Source organism: Chryseobacterium viscerum (assembly GCF_025949665.1).
Lineage (GTDB): Bacteria > Bacteroidota > Bacteroidia > Flavobacteriales > Weeksellaceae > Chryseobacterium > Chryseobacterium viscerum_A.
On the sequence record NZ_JAPDFT010000001.1, the window covers coordinates 2886335 to 2905618 of the forward strand.

The 19284-nt window shown below is 33.6% G+C and carries 19 protein-coding genes; 11 read left to right on the forward strand and 8 right to left on the reverse strand.

The features are described 5' to 3' along the window. The 7 genes from OL225_RS12980 to OL225_RS13010 all read left to right on the forward strand — a co-directional run bounded on the left by OL225_RS12980 (position 1) and on the right by OL225_RS13010 (position 6897). On the forward strand, positions 1-1239 hold the full coding sequence (locus OL225_RS12980; protein ID WP_264518539.1) for a hypothetical protein: 1239 nt from the start codon (positions 1-3) through the stop codon (positions 1237-1239). A gap of 50 nt (positions 1240-1289) precedes the next feature. Next, positions 1290-1997, forward strand: coding sequence for a hypothetical protein (locus tag OL225_RS12985; protein WP_264518540.1), 708 nt, complete (start codon positions 1290-1292; stop codon positions 1995-1997). A 182-nt stretch (positions 1998-2179) separates the two neighbouring features. Beyond that, a complete protein-coding gene (locus OL225_RS12990; protein ID WP_264518541.1) occupies positions 2180-2527 on the forward strand; it encodes an SH3 domain-containing protein in 348 nt (115 codons plus the stop codon). A gap of 13 nt (positions 2528-2540) precedes the next feature. Beyond that, positions 2541-3692, forward strand: a complete 1152-nt coding sequence (locus tag OL225_RS12995; RefSeq protein WP_264518542.1) for a hypothetical protein — start codon at positions 2541-2543, stop codon at positions 3690-3692. 510 nt (positions 3693-4202) lie between these two features. Further along, positions 4203-5330 (forward strand): SH3 domain-containing protein, encoded by a 1128-nt coding sequence (locus OL225_RS13000; RefSeq protein ID WP_264518543.1) that lies wholly within the window; start codon positions 4203-4205, stop codon positions 5328-5330. 13 nt (positions 5331-5343) lie between these two features. Then, complete coding sequence (locus OL225_RS13005) at positions 5344-5814, forward strand: hypothetical protein (protein ID WP_264518544.1); 471 nt, start codon at positions 5344-5346, stop codon at positions 5812-5814. A gap of 240 nt (positions 5815-6054) precedes the next feature. Then, positions 6055-6897 carry a prephenate dehydrogenase gene (locus OL225_RS13010; protein ID WP_264518545.1) on the forward strand — a complete coding sequence of 281 codons (843 nt, stop codon included), beginning with the start codon at positions 6055-6057 and terminating at the stop codon, positions 6895-6897. Positions 6898-7005: 108 nt separating this feature from the next. Here the strand turns inward: OL225_RS13010 and OL225_RS13015 are convergent, their stop codons facing one another. Further along, positions 7006-8424 (reverse strand): L-serine ammonia-lyase, encoded by a 1419-nt coding sequence (locus OL225_RS13015; RefSeq protein WP_047423730.1) that lies wholly within the window; start codon positions 8422-8424, stop codon positions 7006-7008. Positions 8425-8604: 180 nt separating this feature from the next. Here OL225_RS13015 and OL225_RS13020 point away from each other — a divergent pair, with 180 nt between their 5' ends. Next, positions 8605-9183 carry a Crp/Fnr family transcriptional regulator gene (locus OL225_RS13020; protein WP_264518546.1) on the forward strand — a complete coding sequence of 193 codons (579 nt, stop codon included), beginning with the start codon at positions 8605-8607 and terminating at the stop codon, positions 9181-9183. Positions 9184-9243: 60 nt separating this feature from the next. Beyond that, complete coding sequence (locus OL225_RS13025) at positions 9244-9867, forward strand: FMN-dependent NADH-azoreductase (RefSeq protein WP_264518547.1); 624 nt, start codon at positions 9244-9246, stop codon at positions 9865-9867. A gap of 61 nt (positions 9868-9928) precedes the next feature. Here the strand turns inward: OL225_RS13025 and OL225_RS13030 are convergent, their stop codons facing one another. The 6 genes from OL225_RS13030 to OL225_RS13055 all read right to left on the reverse strand — a co-directional run bounded on the left by OL225_RS13030 (position 9929) and on the right by OL225_RS13055 (position 15293). Further along, positions 9929-11272, reverse strand: coding sequence for an ammonium transporter (locus OL225_RS13030; protein WP_047377093.1), 1344 nt, complete (start codon positions 11270-11272; stop codon positions 9929-9931). 101 nt (positions 11273-11373) lie between these two features. Continuing rightward, positions 11374-12021: an alpha/beta hydrolase gene (locus tag OL225_RS13035; protein ID WP_264518548.1), complete on the reverse strand. Its 648-nt coding sequence runs from the start codon at positions 12019-12021 to the stop codon at positions 11374-11376. A 127-nt stretch (positions 12022-12148) separates the two neighbouring features. Then, positions 12149-12775: a YceI family protein gene (locus OL225_RS13040; protein ID WP_047377095.1), complete on the reverse strand. Its 627-nt coding sequence runs from the start codon at positions 12773-12775 to the stop codon at positions 12149-12151. A 78-nt stretch (positions 12776-12853) separates the two neighbouring features. Beyond that, complete coding sequence (locus tag OL225_RS13045; protein ID WP_047377096.1) at positions 12854-13420, reverse strand: YceI family protein; 567 nt, start codon at positions 13418-13420, stop codon at positions 12854-12856. 143 nt (positions 13421-13563) lie between these two features. Further along, positions 13564-14613 (reverse strand): glucokinase, encoded by a 1050-nt coding sequence (locus OL225_RS13050; protein WP_264518549.1) that lies wholly within the window; start codon positions 14611-14613, stop codon positions 13564-13566. Between the two features lie 116 nt (positions 14614-14729). Beyond that, the gene (locus OL225_RS13055; RefSeq protein ID WP_047377098.1) at positions 14730-15293 is read right to left on the reverse strand and encodes a membrane protein; all 564 of its coding nucleotides are present in this window, start codon (positions 15291-15293) and stop codon (positions 14730-14732) included. A gap of 387 nt (positions 15294-15680) precedes the next feature. Here OL225_RS13055 and OL225_RS13060 point away from each other — a divergent pair, with 387 nt between their 5' ends. Both OL225_RS13060 and OL225_RS13065 read left to right on the forward strand, forming a co-directional pair. Continuing rightward, entirely contained in the window at positions 15681-17060 is a 1380-nt protein-coding gene (locus OL225_RS13060) for a DUF1800 domain-containing protein (protein WP_264518550.1), read from the forward strand. A gap of 169 nt (positions 17061-17229) precedes the next feature. Continuing rightward, positions 17230-18414: a DUF1501 domain-containing protein gene (locus OL225_RS13065; protein WP_264518551.1), complete on the forward strand. Its 1185-nt coding sequence runs from the start codon at positions 17230-17232 to the stop codon at positions 18412-18414. Between the two features lie 397 nt (positions 18415-18811). Here the strand turns inward: OL225_RS13065 and OL225_RS13070 are convergent, their stop codons facing one another. Continuing rightward, on the reverse strand, positions 18812-18949 hold the full coding sequence (locus tag OL225_RS13070) for a hypothetical protein (protein ID WP_185097827.1): 138 nt from the start codon (positions 18947-18949) through the stop codon (positions 18812-18814). Positions 18950-19284 lie beyond the last annotated feature (335 nt).

Here is a 19284-nt window from a genome sequence, read left to right on the forward strand (position 1 = left end):
ATGAAAAAAGTAATAATAACATTAATAATATTCCAATTATTTTCTTGTCAAAAGAAAGAACAGACAATAATTGATAATTCAAAAAATATAACTATGGAAACACCCCAATGCCTTCAATCTCAACTTCAGGCGGGTTTCTCAGCAGAAAAAAGTGAGACAGACTATCCTAATTATAATTATAACGAAACTGATCTTGATTGCTCTATACCTATATTAGAATCTGAATTATCCAAAAAAGGCTATAAGTCTCCATCTACAGAAGAGTTTATTAAAAAAGTATTTGATATTTTCAACCGAAAGATTGATTATGATATGGCTACTAAATATGTTTATTTAGATGGCAATAATCTTTGTAACAAGTCAATTACCTATAATAGAAACTCAGATGATGAAATGACTCCTAAATCTTATTATATAGTTAAAAATAATAAATTTATCACTGAATTATTTGCTATTCCTGAAATTACAGATTATTCAAAAGTATTTCCTGAATCTAAAAATTTTGAAGACAATGTTAAAAAAATCCAAAATGAGGTAAGCATTACAAAATGGAATGAAGATAAAAATTTAACACAAAAACGTTTCGAAAATATAAATAAAATAGCAGCTCGCAATAAATATCTATTTAATGATAGTAAGTCTGATTTAGCCTGGTTACTAGCACATGACAAAAACTTCTTAACACAATTGGTTACTACTTTTGGATATGATAAAGAAGAAAAAATAAATAAACAGGTTATAGAGGATTTATACAAATCATATACAGAATCAGGGCAACTTTGGCAGGCAGTAAAACTAGGTGAAATATTTTTCACTAAAGATTGCCAAGGAAAATTAAAGATTCAGGAGGGTTTATTAAGCTATGTTTTTAACAACACCAATGAGAACGATGACAGATTGATATATGCATTGAGCAATTACCTAAATTATTTATTCAAAGATGACAAAGATGGTATTTTTAATGAAGCACCGTCTAAAAAATTCAGTGTTGAAGAAAAAGCAAAAATAATAGCTTATGTAGCAAATATAGAAAGTCCTGCATTTTATAAATATAAACCTTTAAACAGTAGTCGTGCTTGGCAAAAGGCAGGAACTTCGTTCTACAATATAACAGGTGCACATCCAGAAATATTAAAGATTATTGAACAAAATAATTATTATGGATTAACCCCTTTAAAAAATGTTGTTGAAAATGGACAGTTAGAAGATGAAGCCTCACTGTCTCCCCAAGGAGGTTAGTAATTCTTCTTTATTTACAGATATTAGATTTTAAGTAATTACTCAGGCATATGAATAAATTACTCTTATTAATACTAGCTATATTAATATCATGCAAAAGCCCTTCACAAGAGGGAAATAAAAACATTAATGTTGCAAATCTTGAGCAGTCATTTTCAAATAAAAAGGAAAAGGAGTTCTTAGAAAATTTTCCAAAGGATTTTCAAACCTTTAAAAATACATTTGGTTGGAACGATGAAAAAGATTCAGCTGAAATTCTTTATAACCATGCCAATTCTTATATTGATTACTGGTTTTCTTTAATTCAAAAACCTCAATATAAAAAATATGAAAATTCAATAATAGAAATTTCAAAAAATGGAAAATGGGAAGCTGATGCTGTTAATTATTTTAAAATAAAGTCAATAGAATACATTAAAAGAAATAACAAATATGATCTAATCAACTCTTTATCAAAGAATGATGCAAAATCAGTTTTAACATTTTTGTTTGATTCTCCTCATCCAAAACCAGATGATACATTATTAGCCAACTTAACAGTTGAAAAACAAAACTTGGCAAAAGAATTATTATCCACGGATACTTCAAATGAAACTAAAAGGGGCTCATTTGAAACCTATGTTAACAATGAAGATTATTTCATAAAAACCTTTGATGTCAACAAAGATGGCATCTCTGACAAAATTGTAAGTAACAAACCTTATCAAGGAGAAAATTTATTTATCTTTTTGGGGCTAAGCAAGGTAAATATACATTAGCACTGGAAACAAGAAACTTTTCTGAGGATGGAGGTAATATTATTAATGATATCATTCCAATCTCTGGAAATAAAGGATTCACAATAAAAACATCCTTCCCTGACCGCGGATATTATGAAAAAGAATATAATATTATCTTGGATAATAACACATGGCTTCTTAAAAATATTATCTATAAAACAATGTCAGATATTTCTCAGGATGCAGTAAAATATATTTGCGATGTTCCCCAAAATATTGATATCCAGAAATCCGGATGGACTGATAAGATAGTATCCATTCCTGAAGAAAATGTAAGAGCCAAAAAATGTAGAGTAGAGAAAAGCCAGAATAAAACAGCCTTTTACATTCAGGATAGTGATGGTTTTACCAATCTAAGAAAGGAAAAAAACTCTTCTTCTCAAATCCTACAAAAGATAAACACAGGTGAACAGGTTGAGGTTTTGGACCAAAACGGAGATTGGTGGTTAGTGATTTCTAAAGAAGGTAAAAAAGGATATGTTCATAAAAGCAGGATAAAATCTGAATAAATAACTTAAACAAATGATGAAAAACTGTTTAATTCTATTATCACTTATATTCTTTTCATGTTCAGGTAAGCAGGAAGAGAAAATGGATGAAAGCACAAATAATAATAATATAGATTTAATAAAAAAACATATGAAGCTTCAAGAAAAAATTGAGCTTTCTGAAAATGACACAAATACATTAAATCAGTATAAGCTAACAGATAAAGATTTAGAATTAGGTGGAGAGTTAACCTTACAAAGATTAAAAGAAAATGGTTATCAAGTACCTGAAAACAGCTCTTTTTCAAAGCAAATTAAAGATATTTTTGAAACACAGGAAGATTGTTCATGTACCTCAGTAAAGGAGCATCAAAATTTCACTACGTATTTTGTCAATCCATCACAGGAACAAAATATCAAACAAACAGAATTTGATTACACATATGATCATATATATGTTTATCCAAATCTTAAAGTTTTGACTGATCTACCTCTTTTAAACGATATTGTGGAAATAAAGAATAATAATTTGAAAGTAAATTTAAATCAAAATATTATTGCTAGAAACAAATATTTGTTTAACAACAGTAAAGGAGACTTAGCTTGGTTATTAGTTAATGACAAAGATTTTTTAAAGATATTACTTGTAAATTTTGGCTTTGATAAAGAAGAAAAAATAAATGAAATAATTCTAAATGATCTATTTCAAGAATATTCCAAAGAAACGCCAGAATCCTCTCAAAAAATAGGAAATATTTTATTTGTAAAAAATTGTGAAGGAAAACTAAGTATTAGAAAAAATTTACTTAAGTATATAGAAAAAAACACAACTAAAAATAATGATAAATATATCTCTGCATTATCAAATTATGTAATTGATATACTTTATAATGATAGTTTAAAATCTCCATTTTCACCAGACGAGAAAGCTGAGATTGTAGCAAATATTTCCAATATAGAAATCCCTGCATTCAATCAATATAAAGGTTTAAGTACAGATTCTTGGAACTCGCAAGCTACTACACTATTCTACCTTCAAAATAAAAACACAATGAATCACCCCGAAGTACTAGATATTTTAAAAAAACACAACTATTTTGGTTATCCATATTTAAAAAAATATATTGAAGGTGGAGATCTACAAAACGAGAGTACAATTTCGCCCCAGGATGATGATTATCAATAAATCGCCATTAATATAAACTAGTTCATAAAAATATACATCTTGATAAAAACATTTTATTTTGCTATCACTCATATTTCTATTATACTCATGTGAACAGAAGAGAGAATAAAAAAAGGATAATCTTTGAACCTGATTTACAGAAAATATTTCGTCATCAAAACAATAGATTTCAATCCCAACAGAAGAATATTTTGCAACCAACGAGAACTTAAATGATTATGGAGTTTCATTGAAAATTGAGAAAGATTCTATTATCTATACAGAATCTGGAAATATGGGGGAAATATATAATCAATAACCTGTTTAAAAAAGATAAGACTGTTGATGCAGATAAACCACTTTATTTTGTTATTCTTCAATATGACAAAGGTAAATTATTGTTTGAGAGTGAGTACACAGAAAAAAGATATGGATTAAAAAATGTAATATTAAAAAAAAAATAATTATTACAATTTGATTCAGGATAGAACTTCTGCAATTTATTGCTGGATTCTAAAATAAACACAAATAATGAAAAACATTTCTTTAGCTCTTTTGTATTCATTTCTACTTTCTTGCACTGGACAAGAAAGTAAACTTCAATTGCGTAATAGCAAAGATATAATTTCATTAAGAGATAATATTACAGATGAAGGAGACGGCACAAAATCAAACTATGATGACCTGTCTCCTGAATTTATCAATAAAGCGAAAAAAGTATTAGAGCAAAGAAAATTTCAATTTCCTGATCAAAATACCTTTAATCAAAAAATTTTGGATGTATTTTCTTTCAATTTAAAAGATTATAAAAATTCCATAATTGCTTTACGTCCGGCAATGTTTCCAGAGGTAGCTATTAAAGAAAATAAATTTATTTTCGTTCAGGATGCCGGTGCTGACGAACCAGAATTTATAAATTCTGACTTATTATACCACTTTAATTCTTACGTATTTTATAATACTCCTATATCTTATGTTTGGTTGCAAACAAATAATTCAAATCTATTATACGATTTAGTTGTTTACTACGGATACAATAAGGATAAAAAACTTGTAGAATCAGTGTTTAAAAAATTTGATTTTAATAGCCTTTTCGATATGGAGCAGTTAATTTTTATAGATTCCGGCGGCTATAAAAAGTTGAAAAAACAAATATTTGACGACATAGAAACCATTATTTACAAAGGTAAAGTTGAAGACTTTTCTTATGCTAAAGAGGGTAATGGTTATTTAAGAATAGGTGATATTATAAGTAAAATATCATCATCTCCACAAGAATATTTTGAACCTGAAAAAACAATTTCTTACTTATTTGAGAGAGAATTAAGAGTAGGAATACAAGGCGATATTGAAAGCTATTTAAACAAAAATCCAAAATATAAATCAAATCTTGAAAAAAATAATTATTATGATTTACCTACTTTAAAAAATTATGTAAAATTTATCTACCAAAAAGAAAACAATACCAATTTTGTTATTCAAGATTCTGACGGTTATACTAATTTAAGAAAGGATAGAAATTCTTCTTCTCAAATCTTACAAAAGATCAACACAGGTGAACAAGTTCAAGTTTTAGATCAAAACGGAGATTGGTGGTTGGTAGTTTCTAAAGAAGGTAAAAAAGGATATGTTCATAAAAGCAGGATAAAATCTGAATAAATAACTTAAACAAATGATGAAATTTTTTTTAATCCCCTTAATATTTTCATCCTTCGTCTTTTGGAGTTGTAAAGAAAGGAATGAGAAGGATTGGAAAAATGCTCAAAAAGAACAAAACTCAACCTTGACTGAAGATCAATTTCAACCCGAAATAAAAACAAAGGCAAATTTGAATAAAAACGTAATAGATTTTAAAGGTTCTTATAACATTTGCAAAACAAATTTGAGAAACGATTCTATTAAATCCGAAATCTGTTATGAAATAACAATTATAGCAGGTTTAGCCTCTATAGACGCCAATACATCATTATGTAAGGGAAATTATAAAATTAATCAGTTTCAAAATAATGAAATTAATTTAATAAATGTAAATGATGGCAACTGCCATTTTAAAATAAAAAAAGAAAACAATACATATTTTATCAAAGGTATTGGAGATGAAATTACATCTAATGAATGGATAGAATTAGATAAAACTAAATAATATCTATAAAGTAAAACCTAAAAATCCCCCCTACGCCACCAATTCATCCCATCTATATATAATTTAGAAAAGAAATTTCGTTTCATTTGAAAAATATTTTTACCTTTGCTACGTGAATTTTAACAACGGAACATATTATTATAGAATTTTTACCTCAGCTCTGGGATAGGGATTCTTATGAATATAATTTAAAACCTCGTCCTAGGGACGAGGTTTTTTTATTTTAAAAAATAGAGAAAGATGAAAATAAGTATTATTGGAGTAGGATTAATTGGTGGCTCGATGGCTTTGAAATTAAGGGAGAAAAACATCGCCAGCTTCATCTACGGAATCGATAACAATACACAGCATATCAGTGATGCATTAGAGCTTAAGATTATTGATGCCGGAGTAGATCTTGAGCATGGAATTAAAAATTCGGATCTGATTATTCTTGCCATTCCTGTAGATGCTGCCAGAAAACTGTTGCCTTCTGTTCTTGATCTTGTGTCTGATCAGCAGACTGTAATGGATGCAGGTTCTACGAAAGCAGGGATTGTAAATGCTGTAAAAGACCATCCGAAACGCTCAAGGTTTGTCGCTTTCCACCCGATGTGGGGAACAGAAAATAACGGTCCTAAATCCGCTATTGCAGAAAGTTTCTCCGGAAAAGCTGGTGTAATCTGCAACAAAGAAGAATCCGCAGAAGATGCGTTGAACATTGTTGAACAAGTGGTTAACGCCCTTGATATGCACATGATCTATATGGATGCAGAAGATCATGATGTCCATACCGCTTATATTTCCCATATTTCACACATTACATCTTATGCCCTTGCTAACACAGTATTGGAAAAAGAACGTGAGGAGGAAACTATTTTTCAGCTTGCTAGTTCCGGTTTTTCAAGCACGGTACGTCTTGCCAAGTCGCATCCTGAAATGTGGGTTCCTATTTTTAAACAAAACAAAGAAAATGTGTTGGATGTTCTGAACGAACATATTTCCCAGCTCAGAAAATTCAAATCTGCCCTTGAAAAAGAGAATTATGAATACCTTGAAGAACTGATCACCAACGCCAACAGAATCAGAGGAATTTTAAGGTAAGCAATTCCACACGATACTAAAAGCCCCACGGTTTTTACTTTTATTTTATTAAGAAACCCTTAGTCAGTAATGTCTAAGGGTTTTATTTTTAAAACAATGTTATTTATATTAACATTCAGGAACGTTTACGGCAATGGCTAGTCCACCTTCCGAAGTTTCTTTAAAACGGTCACTCATAGACTGAGCGGTTTCCCACATCGTAAGAATCACCTCATCCAATGTTACCTTTGCTTTGGTAGGATCACTTTCCAGTGCAATATTGGCTGCAGTAATCGCTTTCATAGCGCCCATTGTATTTCTTTCAATACATGGAATCTGCACCAGCCCTTTGATCGGGTCACAGGTTAATCCAAGGTGATGTTCCATTGCTATTTCCGCTGCCATCAATACCTGTCCTACACTTCCACCCAAAATCTCCGTAAGTCCGGCTGCTGCCATTGCGGAAGACACCCCGATTTCGGCCTGACATCCTCCCATCGCTGCAGAAATAGTCGCATTTTTCTTGAATAATGTCCCGATTTCTCCTGCTACAAGCAAAAATCTTACAATATCATCTTCACTTGTGAAGGGTGTAAATGCCTGAGCATACATCAATACTGCCGGAATTACTCCACTTGCTCCATTGGTAGGTGCGGTAATAATTCTTCCGAAACTTGCATTTTCTTCATTCACTGCCAATGCAAAACACGCAATCCATTTGTTGATATTGGTGAAGTTCTCTTCAGCGTCTACCACCTGCTGGAACCACTCATCCTTATTCTTATAAATTTTATCTCCCAACAGCTTTCTGTTGATTCCTGCTGCTCTTCGGGAAACATTCAGTCCGCCTGGAAGAATTCCTTCCTTATTGACCCCTTTATAGATACATTCTTTAATCTGCTGCCAGATATAAAGCGCTTCCTGTCTCGTTTCTTCCTGAGTTCTCCAGCTTTCCTCATTCATGAAAATCAAATCTGAAATTTTATCAAATCCCAGCTTTTCACAATATTTTGCAATATCCGAAGCCTTATGACAGGGATACAATGTACGTACACACTGCTTTTGAATTGAGTTTTTTTCCTGACTGGCAATGAAACCACCTCCTACAGAATAAAAATCCTGCACCAACTCTGTCCCATCTTCGAAAACAGCTCTGAAGATCATTCCGTTCGGGTGAAAATCAAGGCTCTTTTTCATATTTAAAATCAAATGATGCCCGTAGATAAATGGAATAACTTTCTCACCTCCCAGATTAATGGTTTGAGTACTTTTGATATAATCTATTTTCTCATCAATTTTTGAAGTATTGATCGTCTTAAAATCTTCTCCATTTAAACCAAGCATTCCTGCAATATCAGTTCCGTGCCCTATTCCCGTTTTTGCGAGTGAGCCAAAAAATTCAAGAAAAACCTCTTTAACTTCTTCGATTGATCTTTCTCTTTTTATAATCCTGATAAATGCAGCAGCTGCATTCCAAGGTCCCATCGTATGCGAACTGGATGGGCCTATCCCTACTTTAATAATCTCAAAAACCGATATTGATTCCATAAATGATTCGTCATTTTCCTCAAAAACAAAGATACATGATAAATCCTAATATATGCATAGCAAAATCCCAGATTTATTTGGTTTTGGTAGCCCATAAAATAAGTATTTTTGTAATTGAGCTGATCCTGTGAATTTCAATCAAATATATCATTACACGGTTCTTTTTAATCATTTTTTTAAATGGAAACATTAATTAAAAACATTTTACAACATGTCAAACTAAGTCCTGAAGAAATAGCTGCCTGTAAAGGTTTCTGGACAGAAAGAACATTGGAAAAAGGTGATTTTCTATTGAGAAACGGGGAAATCTGCCGCTATGACAGTTATATTATTTCGGGAGTCCTAAAAGCCTTTTGCATCAATGAAGAAAACGGAAATGAAGAAATCCTCTTTTTGGCTATTGATCATTGGTGGGCAACAGATATTGCCAGTTTTTCAAAACAAAAACCTTCCATTTATAATATACAGGCGGTGGAAAAAACAAAGCTCTTACAGATCAGCCACCAGTCTTTTCAAAAAATGCTGAAGGACATTCCATCCTTGGAAAAATACTTCAGAATTATTCTGGAAGGCTATCTTGGAACCCTTGAAAAAAGAGTTGTATTCAATCACATGTACAAAGCCGAACAAAAGTATTATGATTTCCTGGATACTTATCCTGATATTTCATCGAGAGTTCCTCAGTATCTGATTGCATCCTATTTGGGAGTTTCTGCAGAATTTATCAGCAGAATCCGGAAAAAAAATAAATCCTCTTGAACTAGATCAATTTTTCAGGATTAAATAATCAGGAATTTTGCTGGTATAAATTCTTAACAAATGAAAATACTGATTATTAATGCCAGTGTAAGAAATGAAAGATCTTACAGCAGAAAACTGACCCAGCTTTTCGTTGAAAACTGGACAACCAAATATCCTCTTGATACTTTCACTTATAGAGAAGCCGGAACTGATACGATTCCTAATATTGATGAATCCTGGATCGCAGGAGCATTAAAAAAATCTTCAGACAAAACCGAGGAAAACCAAAAACCTTTGCAACTCAGTAATGTACTGGTCAAAGAGCTCAAAGAACACGATGTATATGTCATCGGAACTCCCATGTACAACTGGTCCATTCCGTCCGGATTAAAAGCTTATATTGATCAGGTAATGCGGATTAATGAAACCTGGAAATTCAGATCCGGAGTTCCGGATGGCGATTATGTAGGGCTTCTTGAAGACAAAAAGCTTTTTATTCTCTCAACCCGTGGTGATACCGGATATGGAGAGAATGAAAAGAACGGACACGTCAATTTTCAAACGACTTATCTAAAACATATTTTCGGAATTATGGGGGTGAATGATGTTACCATTCATTCCTTAGATAATGAAGAATTTGGCGGTGAAGTCTTTGAAAATTCTAAAAACAAAATCTTTGAAACGATTGAATCCATTCAATAAATTATTTTTGATTTTAATTAATATAATTCAGGACATTAGGTATAACTTAATGTCCTTTCTGTTAACTGAAACTTTCCTCATGTTGAGAAAGGTCAAGCCCTTTATTTTCGGACTCTTCAGAAACTCTGAGCGTAATAATAGAATTGGTAATCTTATATAAAAGCAGCGAACCGAAGAATGTAAAAGCAGAAACCAAAACCAAGGCTGCCATATGATGAAGAAAAACATCAATTCCTCCATGAAGCAGACTCGCTTTCTCACCATGTGCAAAAATAGCAGTAAGAATCATCCCCATAATCCCTCCTACTCCATGGCAGGCAAAAACATCCAGCGTATCATCTATCTTCTTTAAGACTTTCCAGTTGACCATCACATTAGATACGATCGCTGTAATAAACCCTATGAAAAGGCTTTCCTGAATACTTACAAAACCACATCCGGGAGTAATCGCCACAAGTCCTACTACTGCTCCGATACACGCACCCAAAGCGGAAACACTTCTCCCGTTAATTCTATCGAAAAAGATCCAGGTCATCATCGCTGAAGCAGAGGCTATTGTAGTTGTTCCGAAAGCAGTGGCTGCAGAAGCAGAAGCACTCAATGCAGATCCCGCATTGAAACCAAACCATCCGAACCACAGCATTCCTGTTCCCAAAAGCACATACGGAATATTGGAAGGCTCATGATGCGGATTTTTTCGGTTTCCAACCACCATGGCTCCCGCAAGTGCTGCAAAACCGGCACTCATATGCACTACGGTTCCACCTGCAAAGTCTTTTACTCCAAAATATTTGTTTAAAAGGCCGTCAGGATGCCATACCATATGACAAAGCGGTGTATAAATAAAGATGCTGAAAAGAACGATGAATAATAAATAAGAAATAAAACGAACCCTCTCCGCAAAAGATCCGGTAATTATAGCCGGAGTAATAACGGCAAATTTCATCTGAAATAAAGCAAAAAGGATAAACGGAATAGTAGGAGCCATCATTTTATGAGGCAGATTTCCTACCCCGTTAAAAAAGGGATAACTGAGAGGGTTTCCAATGATACCATAATGTTTCCCGGCAATAGTAATACCCAGAGATTCACCGAAAGACAAAGAAAAACCTACAACTACCCAAACCATAGAGATGACTCCTAAAGCGATAAAACTCTGCAGCATGGTAGAAATCACGTTTTTTCTTCCAACCATTCCTCCGTAAAAAAAGGAAAGACCTGGTGTCATCAGCAGAACAAGTCCTGCGGCGGCAAGAATCCAGGCGACATCAGCCCCTACAATTTTATCTTCAGTTAAAAATTCTCCTGTATCAGGAATATCCGCAGCCGGATTCCAGAACAAACCTCCGATTGCTACGAGCGTGATAACAGAGAATGAAACGATCCATTTTAATCCTATTTTCATAAAATTTATATTTAACCCTATCAAATTTAAATATAAATTCTATAAAAATCATATTTTTCATCAAAACACCCCTATAAAAAAACCATTTAAAACATAATTTATTAATTTTCACAAAATACTTCCTTCAGTATTTTGGAAACTTCTTTGGATTTCGTAGCCGGAAAAAGATGTGTTCCTCCTTTTACCACATAATCCGGTTTGGAATAACGGATGGGAAAAACAATGTCTTTATCACCCAGGATCTGAATCACATGAGGATTTTCTTCAAACTTCCATTCTGAAACTTTTTCTACAGACCATTTCAGATAATAAGGATTTCTTACTTTAAAATATTGCAGAAGCTTTGGATTTTTAGGATCAAAAAGCTTTCGGACAACAGCATATACATTGGCGGCTTTATCATTGAACAGGCCTACAGGCAATAATCTGGGGATTTTGGTAACCTCTCCTGTTTTGATGAATTTTGATTTTTCCTTATCAGATTTTATACTTCCAAGGATCACCACTTTCTCAGCAGGCTTCAATTTATCAATCTCCTGAACAATTATGCCTCCAAAAGAATATCCCAGCAGGCAGAACGGCTCAGAATCATCTACTTTATCCGCCATTCTTTTGACATAGGCATCGAAAGGCTCATTTTTTTCAGGAATAAGCCAATCTATAAAAATCAATTCACAGTGTTTGGGAAACTCTATTCTTTCAAGGACTTTAAAGTCTGCTCCCAGACCGCTAACGATATAAATTTTCATACTACGAATTTATAAAAAATACAGAGAAACAAGGAATGGCTTACCACAAATCTTCGGCTCAACAAAAGCATAAAAAATGAGCAGCTCTGATGAACTGCTCATTTTTGTATGGATTGTATATTCAATCTTATTTTTTCTTCTTCGGAACCCTATTCTCGTTATCCAGCATTTCTGTAGTAACTTTGAATTGGATATCCATTTCGTTCTTAATGAAATAATCTTTCAATGAAGACTGGTAGAATACTTTAAAGTCTCTTCTGTTCAGAGAGAACTTTGCAGACTCAATAGATGTGGTGAACTGAGTAACGTATACATTCGCAGGGAAAGAGATTGTTTTTCTCACGCCTTTAAGGGTAAGGTCACCGTACACTGTAGAATTGTATTCACTGTTTGCTAAAGGAATAATTTTAGTCAAATGGAATTTTGCAATAGGGAATTTTTTTACTTCAAAGAAGTTTGTGCTTTTCAGGTCGTTGGTAAGCTTGATCTGATCCTCATCAGAAACATCTCCCGCCATCATACTTCTCATATCTATTACAAACTCTCCATCTACCAGAACCGTGTGGTCAAAGTTGAATTTTCCGCTCTTTAGCTTTACTGTTCCTGAGTGGGAAGAAGCCTCGGTTTTCACCACCTTATACCCCCACCATCTGATCTCTGATGAAGTCACTTTTGCAACCTTATCAAATTTCTTTTGGGCAGAAACAAATGATATACTTGCGCACACCATAGCAAACAATAGTAATCTTTTCATTCTTTTTTATTTACAATTCAACAAAAATAAAAAAAAGTGTAGAACTTCTACACTTTTAATAATCTTTTTTTGATTAATTTATTGAGCAGTTACCTTTACAAGCATATCAATATCATCTTTCACAAAAACATCCTGCATAGTAGACTTGTAAGCTACATCAAATTTCTGTCTGTCGAAAGAGAATTTGTTTGATACTAAACTTACTACTCCTTTGCTGTAAGAAATTTTAGCAGGGAAAGAGATTGGGCTTGTTTTTCCTTTTACAGTAAGGTTTCCGGTTACAAGAGAATTATAAACTTTATCGTTGTTTTTCTTTACTCCTGTAATTTTGAAGCTAGCAGTAGGGAATTTTTCAACTTCAAAGAAATCACCATTCTTAAGGTGTCCGTTTAATTTCTGCTGATATTCTCCTGTAAGGTCAGTAGAGCTGATAGAAGTCATATCCAATACAAAGCTTCCACCTACCAATTGGTTTCCTTTCATTACCATATCTCCAGACTTTACTTTTACAGTACCGTCGTGAGAGCTAGCCTCAGATTTTGCTACTTTATATCCCCACCAGTGTACATCAGACGCTACTACTTTTTTTGACTGTCCGAAAGCTAAACCACCAGCTAAAACTGCTAATAAAAATATTTTTTTCATTGAATAGAGTTATTTACTTATTTAATGAGGCAAAGGTAGGTATCTTATTCAATAGATTTCATTGATGTATATCAATAAAATTTATTATTTTCATGAATAATATCATCTCAAAAAAAAACTCCGAATTTCTTCGGAGCTCTGTTTTATACTTGATAGTAAGCCGTATAAAGCGCTATACCATTTAATGCTGTATGATTTTGCTTGACCAGATAGATCGGGATATTTTTAAGCATTCCCTCCATTTTATCACTGATCTTGAATTTTTCATAGAATTTTGCTTTGTCAATATATTCTCTGACCATCTGAGGGATATCCCCGGCAATCAGTAATCCTCCGGTAGCTTTTACTTTTAATGTCAGGTTGTTTGCTTCTCTTGCCAGAAACTCAAGGAAAGTATCTAAAGCGATTTTGCAGATTAATACATTCTCTTCGATTGCCGCTTTATAAAGTTCTTCCACAAAATTTCCCTGTGCAAGACGTTCTCCCAGCCATTCCGGTTCAGGATGCCTTTTCACATCTCTTAAAAATCTATAAATATTGAATAACCCTGACTTGGAAAGTACATTTTCCCAGCTTACAATACCGTAGATATTATTTAAAAACTGGTAAAATTCAACTTCTACATTGGTTCTTGGTGAAAATTCTGAATGTCCTCCTTCTGTAGCGAAAGGTCTCAGGTATTTTCCGTCAAAGAAATATCCGGCTTCACCCAGTCCGTTTCCGGGAGCAAGAACCGCTACATTTCCTTTTTCAAGATGTCCGCTTGTATAAATAGCTTCCAGATCGTTATCTTCAAGAAGAGCCATTCCGTAGGCAGAAGCCTCAAGGTCATTCAGCATGTCTACTTTTTCAAACCCAAAATCACGGGCATATTCTTCAATATCTAAATTCCAGCCCAATCTTGCAGGACTGCTTTTTCCGTCAAGTACAGGACCTGGCACTGCCATTCCCAGACGTTTTATATTTTGCAATTGGTTATCCTGAATAAACTTCTTTAAAATATCTGAAAAAGAAGCGTATTCTTTGGTTGCATATTTATTTTGTACTTTTATCTCAAGACCTCCGTTCCCGGAAACGAAATAGCCTAAGATTGTTATATCTTCACGGAGGCTTGCCCCAATGATAGAAACATTATCATTATTACTGTTCTCTACTCCTGGTAAATAAAGTGGAAATTTTGGATTCAGAATCATAACCTCAAATTTTACCAAATATAATAATAGTTTTTGTAAATCCTGCACAGAACAAAAAAACCTTTCCACTTTCGTGAAAAGGTTTTGGTTAATAATTGTTTATATATTAAATCTAACTACTTTCCTAATGGAATATTGTAACCGAATCCTACACCGATATTCCCCACATTATAGTCCTGACCTGGCAAATCTCCTTTTGTTCCTACAAAAACCTTTTGGTATTGTACGAAGAAATTCCAGTCTCTGTTGTGGTAACCGATCTCCGGTTTAAGGTAGAAACCTCCGCTTGCTCTTTCAACATTGGTGTTGGATGCAACCGTTTTATCTCCTACTAAGAAACCATATCCTAAGTCTGTTCCGAAATAGAAGCCGGTTTGTTTTGGATAAATTCTGATTAAAGCAGCTACAGGAACTACCCCTACATCATTATTTTTATATCCGTTGTTCTCTTTTCCAAAGTAGTGAGTATATCCTGATGCGATACCTAATCCAAATCCTGGTGTAATCAGGTTTTGGTAAGCTACATCCACTCCTACTGCAGCGGAAAGATTATCAGCGGGAACTGCTAAACCAACATTTGCACCTACTTTGATCATATTATTCATTTGAGAACTTTGGGCGCTTGCTATACCTGCTGTTAAAATACCAGCCAGTACTATTGCTTGTTTAAACATTTTCATAACTCTAATTTTAAAATTTTACTAAACAAGAGGATGTAAAAATCATGCCAAGCAAGCATTTTTCTTTGATTTTAACACCATTAAAAAACATAAAGTAATGAATATCAATATATTATTTTTAACAAAATTTAAATATTTGTTTAACAAAAATTATCAAAAAATTGATCCCAAAAAGTGAATTAAAGAAAAAGAAAGGAAACAAGAAGATGGAGCCCGGAAGTAATATCCTGTTATATAAAAACCCACGTCTGTTATAATTAAAAGAAAAGAAAATTTCTCCTTCCTGCAGACATAGCTTCCAGCCTGACACGACAATATTAACAATCCTTAACCCGTTATCATTTTAACCTTTTTCTTCAAAATACATCAAAAAATAAATTCTCCACGATGGCTGATTCATTATTAAAAAACAAGCATTTTCTTTGGCGAGCGGGTTTTGGTGTTGGTATTAATCAAATTGATGATTTGAAAAATAAAAACATTAAAACGTTAATGAATGAATTATTTAAAGAAGACCACTTCAGCGAAATTTCCTATGATACTCCTGATCCGGTTTCTGTGGCAGATTACATGAACAGTACAGCTCCTGCGGAAAAGAAAAAAGAAATGCAGCGGATCAACAGAGAGCAAAATAATGAACTGAATCTCAATTTTCTGAACACAATTGTAAACAGCACGGAACAGATGAGGGAAAAAATGGCATTTTTCTGGCACGGACATTTCGCCTCAAGAGTAGTTAATCCAAAATTCAACAGACAGCTTTTAAATACCATCCGAAAGAATGCACTGGGAAATTTCAAAGATCTGCTTTTTGAAGTGAGCCAGTCGCCGGCTATGCTTAATTTTCTGAATAATCAACAGAATAAAAAGGATCATCCTAATGAGAATTTCGCCCGCGAGGTCATGGAACTCTTTACCATGGGAAGAGGTAACTACACTGAAAAAGACGTAAGAGAAGGAGCAAGAGCTTTTACCGGATGGAGTTACGATAAGGAAGGAAATTTTAAAGAAAGAAGAAACCTTCATGATGAAGGCAGCAAAACCTTTTTAGGCAAAACAGGCAACTTTGATGGAAGCGATGTTCTCAATATTATTCTTGAACAGAAAGCAACTGCACTCTTTATTACAACAAAGATTTATAAATTCTTTGTCAATGAGAAACCAGATCAGGATATCGTCAATAAGCTCAGCACCAGTTTTTATAATTCCGGATATGACATCAAAAAACTGATGACTGAAATATTTTCAAGCACATGGTTTTATGATCAGAAGAATATTGGCAACAGGATAAAATCACCTGTAGAACTGATGGCAGGTATCATGCGAATCCTTCCTATGCATATTCAAAATCCTGAAAACCTCATCGTTTATCAGAAATTATTGGGACAGATGCTGCTTTATCCACCCAATGTTGCGGGATGGCCCAACGGAAAATCATGGATAGACAGTTCTACCCTGATGGTAAGGCTTCAGATTCCACAGATCTGGTCCGGACTTCGGCCTTTGGAATACAGTCCCCGACAGGATGATGATATTGATATGGGAATGAAATCCCACGAAACAGCTTTAAACAAAAGCTTTAAAAACCCGAATATTACCATCGACTGGGAACGTATTGAAAAACTTTTTAACAATAAAAACTGTGAAGATTATCTTCTTCAGAATATCCAAAGTCTTGATATGAACTCTGTAAAGAATTTTTCTGATAAGAGTATAAAAATGAATATCATCAACCTCATGTCTACCCCGGAATACCAGTTAATGTAGGGAAAAGGCTGTAGGTTGCAGGTAGCAGTTAATAGTTGTTGCAGTATAGCTTTGCTACCATTTATTTATTTTTAATAAACGTTAGTAAAAATGCGGCCCATACAATTTAAAGCGGCAACTTACAACCTGCTGCCTACCACCTGTAACCTTTTATCCTAAAAACAAAATTATGTTAATCAAAAGAAGAGAATTCCTTAAGATAAGTTCACTGGCTACCGCTTCTATGCTGATGCCCAATTTCTTAAAAGCCATGACGCTGGACGAAGCTTTGAATCCCAATCAGAATATTCTGGTAGTTCTTCAGTTTACAGGTGGAAACGATGGTTTGAACACCATTATTCCTGCTAAAAATGATATTTATTTCAGAGAAAGAAAAACACTGGCCATTCAGGATTCAATACAGCTTACTGATGAAGCAGGAATCAATCCGTCTCTCTCCTATTTTAAAGAACTTTTTGATAACGGAGAACTGTCTGTGATGAATAATGTAGGTTACCCTAACCCTGACAAATCCCATTTCCGGAGTATGGACATCTGGCAGTCGGCAAGCAGAAGTGATCAGTTTCTGGAAACAGGCTGGCTGGGACGTTTTCTGGATGAAGAATGCTATCGCTGCGACCATCCTACCCAGGCGCTGGAAGTGGATGACATGCTAAGCCTTGCCCTGAAAGGAGAAAATAATAAAGCTTTTGCCTTTAAAGACCCTAAAAGGCTCTATCAAACCAGCCAGGAAAAATATTTTAAATCTCTTTACGACCACCATCATGATGATGAAACAGTCTCCTATCTTTATCAGACATTAGGTTCCACGATTAACAATGCAGATTATATTTTTGAGAAAAGCAAAGCCAAAAAGACAGAACAGATTTATCCTAATTCACAGCTGGGAAAAGACTTTAAAACCGTAGCTTCTTTAATAAAATCCGACATCAATACACAGGTCTACTATCTTTCAATCGGAAGCTTTGATACCCATGTCAATCAGAATGACAGGCAAAAAAAATTATTCAATGACATCAATGAAGCAGTAAAATCCTTTGTAGCAGACATGAAAAGTAATGACCTTTTCAAAAATATACTGCTGATGACCTTTTCGGAGTTTGGTCGTCGCGTAGCACAGAACGCCAGCAACGGAACGGATCACGGAACAGCCAATCAGATGTTTTTTATCAGCGGAAACCTTAAAAAGAAAGGTATTCTGAATGCTCTTCCTGATTTACAGAATCTGAATGAGGGCGACCTGATCTACAAGGAAGATTTCAGAAAAGTATATGCTACGATTCTGAAAAACTGGCTTAAAGCAGATTCTTCTAAAGTATTGGGATGGAAGGATGGTATTTATGATTTTGTGTGATCTATTGAACCGCAAAAGCGTTTGAACACTTAAGTTATTTTAAGATACTACTAAATACTTAAGAAGTGCGCTTAAGTTTTTACTTTAAACTATAATAAAACTGTTTAGATTCCTACGAAATGACAAGATGAAGGATAGACCATTATTCCAATTATGTCATTCCGTAGGAATCTAGCCCATGTTATCTGTCAAAAAAGTATCAAAGCTATATCCATAAACATGTTTGAGTTGAAAACGTAAGCATTCCCTTCCACTGGAGGGGTGGCAAAAATTCAAAGAATTTTTGACGGGTGGTTTTCAATGTTTCTTCCACATTCCTTACAAATAACAAAAAAGAGACTGTACATACTCATGACAGTCTCTTTTTCAATAATTTTAAATTTTAACTACTTTTACTTTAAGCTGTAATCTGCTTTGGTTCTTTTTCATTCTGATCTTCTTTTTTATCAAGTTTCTCAGATATTTTTTTAACAATATATTCTATCGCTATAGGTGCCAGGATTGCAATTAATGCTTTAAATATTCTCGATTTCATAATATGGTTTTATTAGGTTATTAATACAATTTCCAAGCCAAGATAAAAATGTAAAAATAAATTATCTTCAACAGCACTTTACTAATCGTACACATAATCGGTGAAATTAAAAATAAAAAAATACTCACTATACCTACCAATTTTCTCAATTTAAAAACATCTTAAATATCATTATGGAAAACTTTTTTAGTATCCAAAATATCGATATAATTTTACTGTATGAAACATATAGAAAAATTAATTATAAAGTACTTACAGGTAGGATTAACTCAGCAAGAAGCATCCGAACGGTTTAAAAATGATGGCATTAACACTAACAGTTTAAGTTCAATTGA

Excerpts from the sequence above, each read along its gene's own strand:
- OL225_RS13005 (WP_264518544.1), top strand. The coding sequence starts at position 5,344 with ATGATGAAATTTTTTTTAATCCCCTTAATATTTTCATCCTTCGTCTTT.
- OL225_RS13035 (WP_264518548.1), bottom strand. The coding sequence starts at position 12,021 with ATGAAAATTTATATCGTTAGCGGTCTGGGAGCAGACTTTAAAGTCCTT.
- OL225_RS13000 (WP_264518543.1), top strand. The coding sequence starts at position 4,203 with ATGAAAAACATTTCTTTAGCTCTTTTGTATTCATTTCTACTTTCTTGC.
- OL225_RS12980 (WP_264518539.1), top strand. The coding sequence starts at position 1 with ATGAAAAAAGTAATAATAACATTAATAATATTCCAATTATTTTCTTGT.
- OL225_RS13055 (WP_047377098.1), bottom strand. The coding sequence starts at position 15,293 with ATGAAAATGTTTAAACAAGCAATAGTACTGGCTGGTATTTTAACAGCA.
- OL225_RS13050 (WP_264518549.1), bottom strand. The coding sequence starts at position 14,613 with ATGATTCTGAATCCAAAATTTCCACTTTATTTACCAGGAGTAGAGAAC.
- OL225_RS12990 (WP_264518541.1), top strand. The coding sequence starts at position 2,180 with ATGTCAGATATTTCTCAGGATGCAGTAAAATATATTTGCGATGTTCCC.
- OL225_RS13060 (WP_264518550.1), top strand. The coding sequence starts at position 15,681 with ATGGCTGATTCATTATTAAAAAACAAGCATTTTCTTTGGCGAGCGGGT.
- OL225_RS13070 (WP_185097827.1), bottom strand. The coding sequence starts at position 18,949 with ATGAAATCGAGAATATTTAAAGCATTAATTGCAATCCTGGCACCTATA.
- OL225_RS13045 (WP_047377096.1), bottom strand. The coding sequence starts at position 13,420 with ATGAAAAAAATATTTTTATTAGCAGTTTTAGCTGGTGGTTTAGCTTTC.
- OL225_RS12985 (WP_264518540.1), top strand. The coding sequence starts at position 1,290 with ATGAATAAATTACTCTTATTAATACTAGCTATATTAATATCATGCAAA.
- OL225_RS13040 (WP_047377095.1), bottom strand. The coding sequence starts at position 12,775 with ATGAAAAGATTACTATTGTTTGCTATGGTGTGCGCAAGTATATCATTT.
- OL225_RS13025 (WP_264518547.1), top strand. The coding sequence starts at position 9,244 with ATGAAAATACTGATTATTAATGCCAGTGTAAGAAATGAAAGATCTTAC.
- OL225_RS13030 (WP_047377093.1), bottom strand. The coding sequence starts at position 11,272 with ATGAAAATAGGATTAAAATGGATCGTTTCATTCTCTGTTATCACGCTC.
- OL225_RS13065 (WP_264518551.1), top strand. The coding sequence starts at position 17,230 with ATGTTAATCAAAAGAAGAGAATTCCTTAAGATAAGTTCACTGGCTACC.
- OL225_RS13015 (WP_047423730.1), bottom strand. The coding sequence starts at position 8,424 with ATGGAATCAATATCGGTTTTTGAGATTATTAAAGTAGGGATAGGCCCA.
- OL225_RS13020 (WP_264518546.1), top strand. The coding sequence starts at position 8,605 with ATGGAAACATTAATTAAAAACATTTTACAACATGTCAAACTAAGTCCT.
- OL225_RS13010 (WP_264518545.1), top strand. The coding sequence starts at position 6,055 with ATGAAAATAAGTATTATTGGAGTAGGATTAATTGGTGGCTCGATGGCT.
- OL225_RS12995 (WP_264518542.1), top strand. The coding sequence starts at position 2,541 with ATGATGAAAAACTGTTTAATTCTATTATCACTTATATTCTTTTCATGT.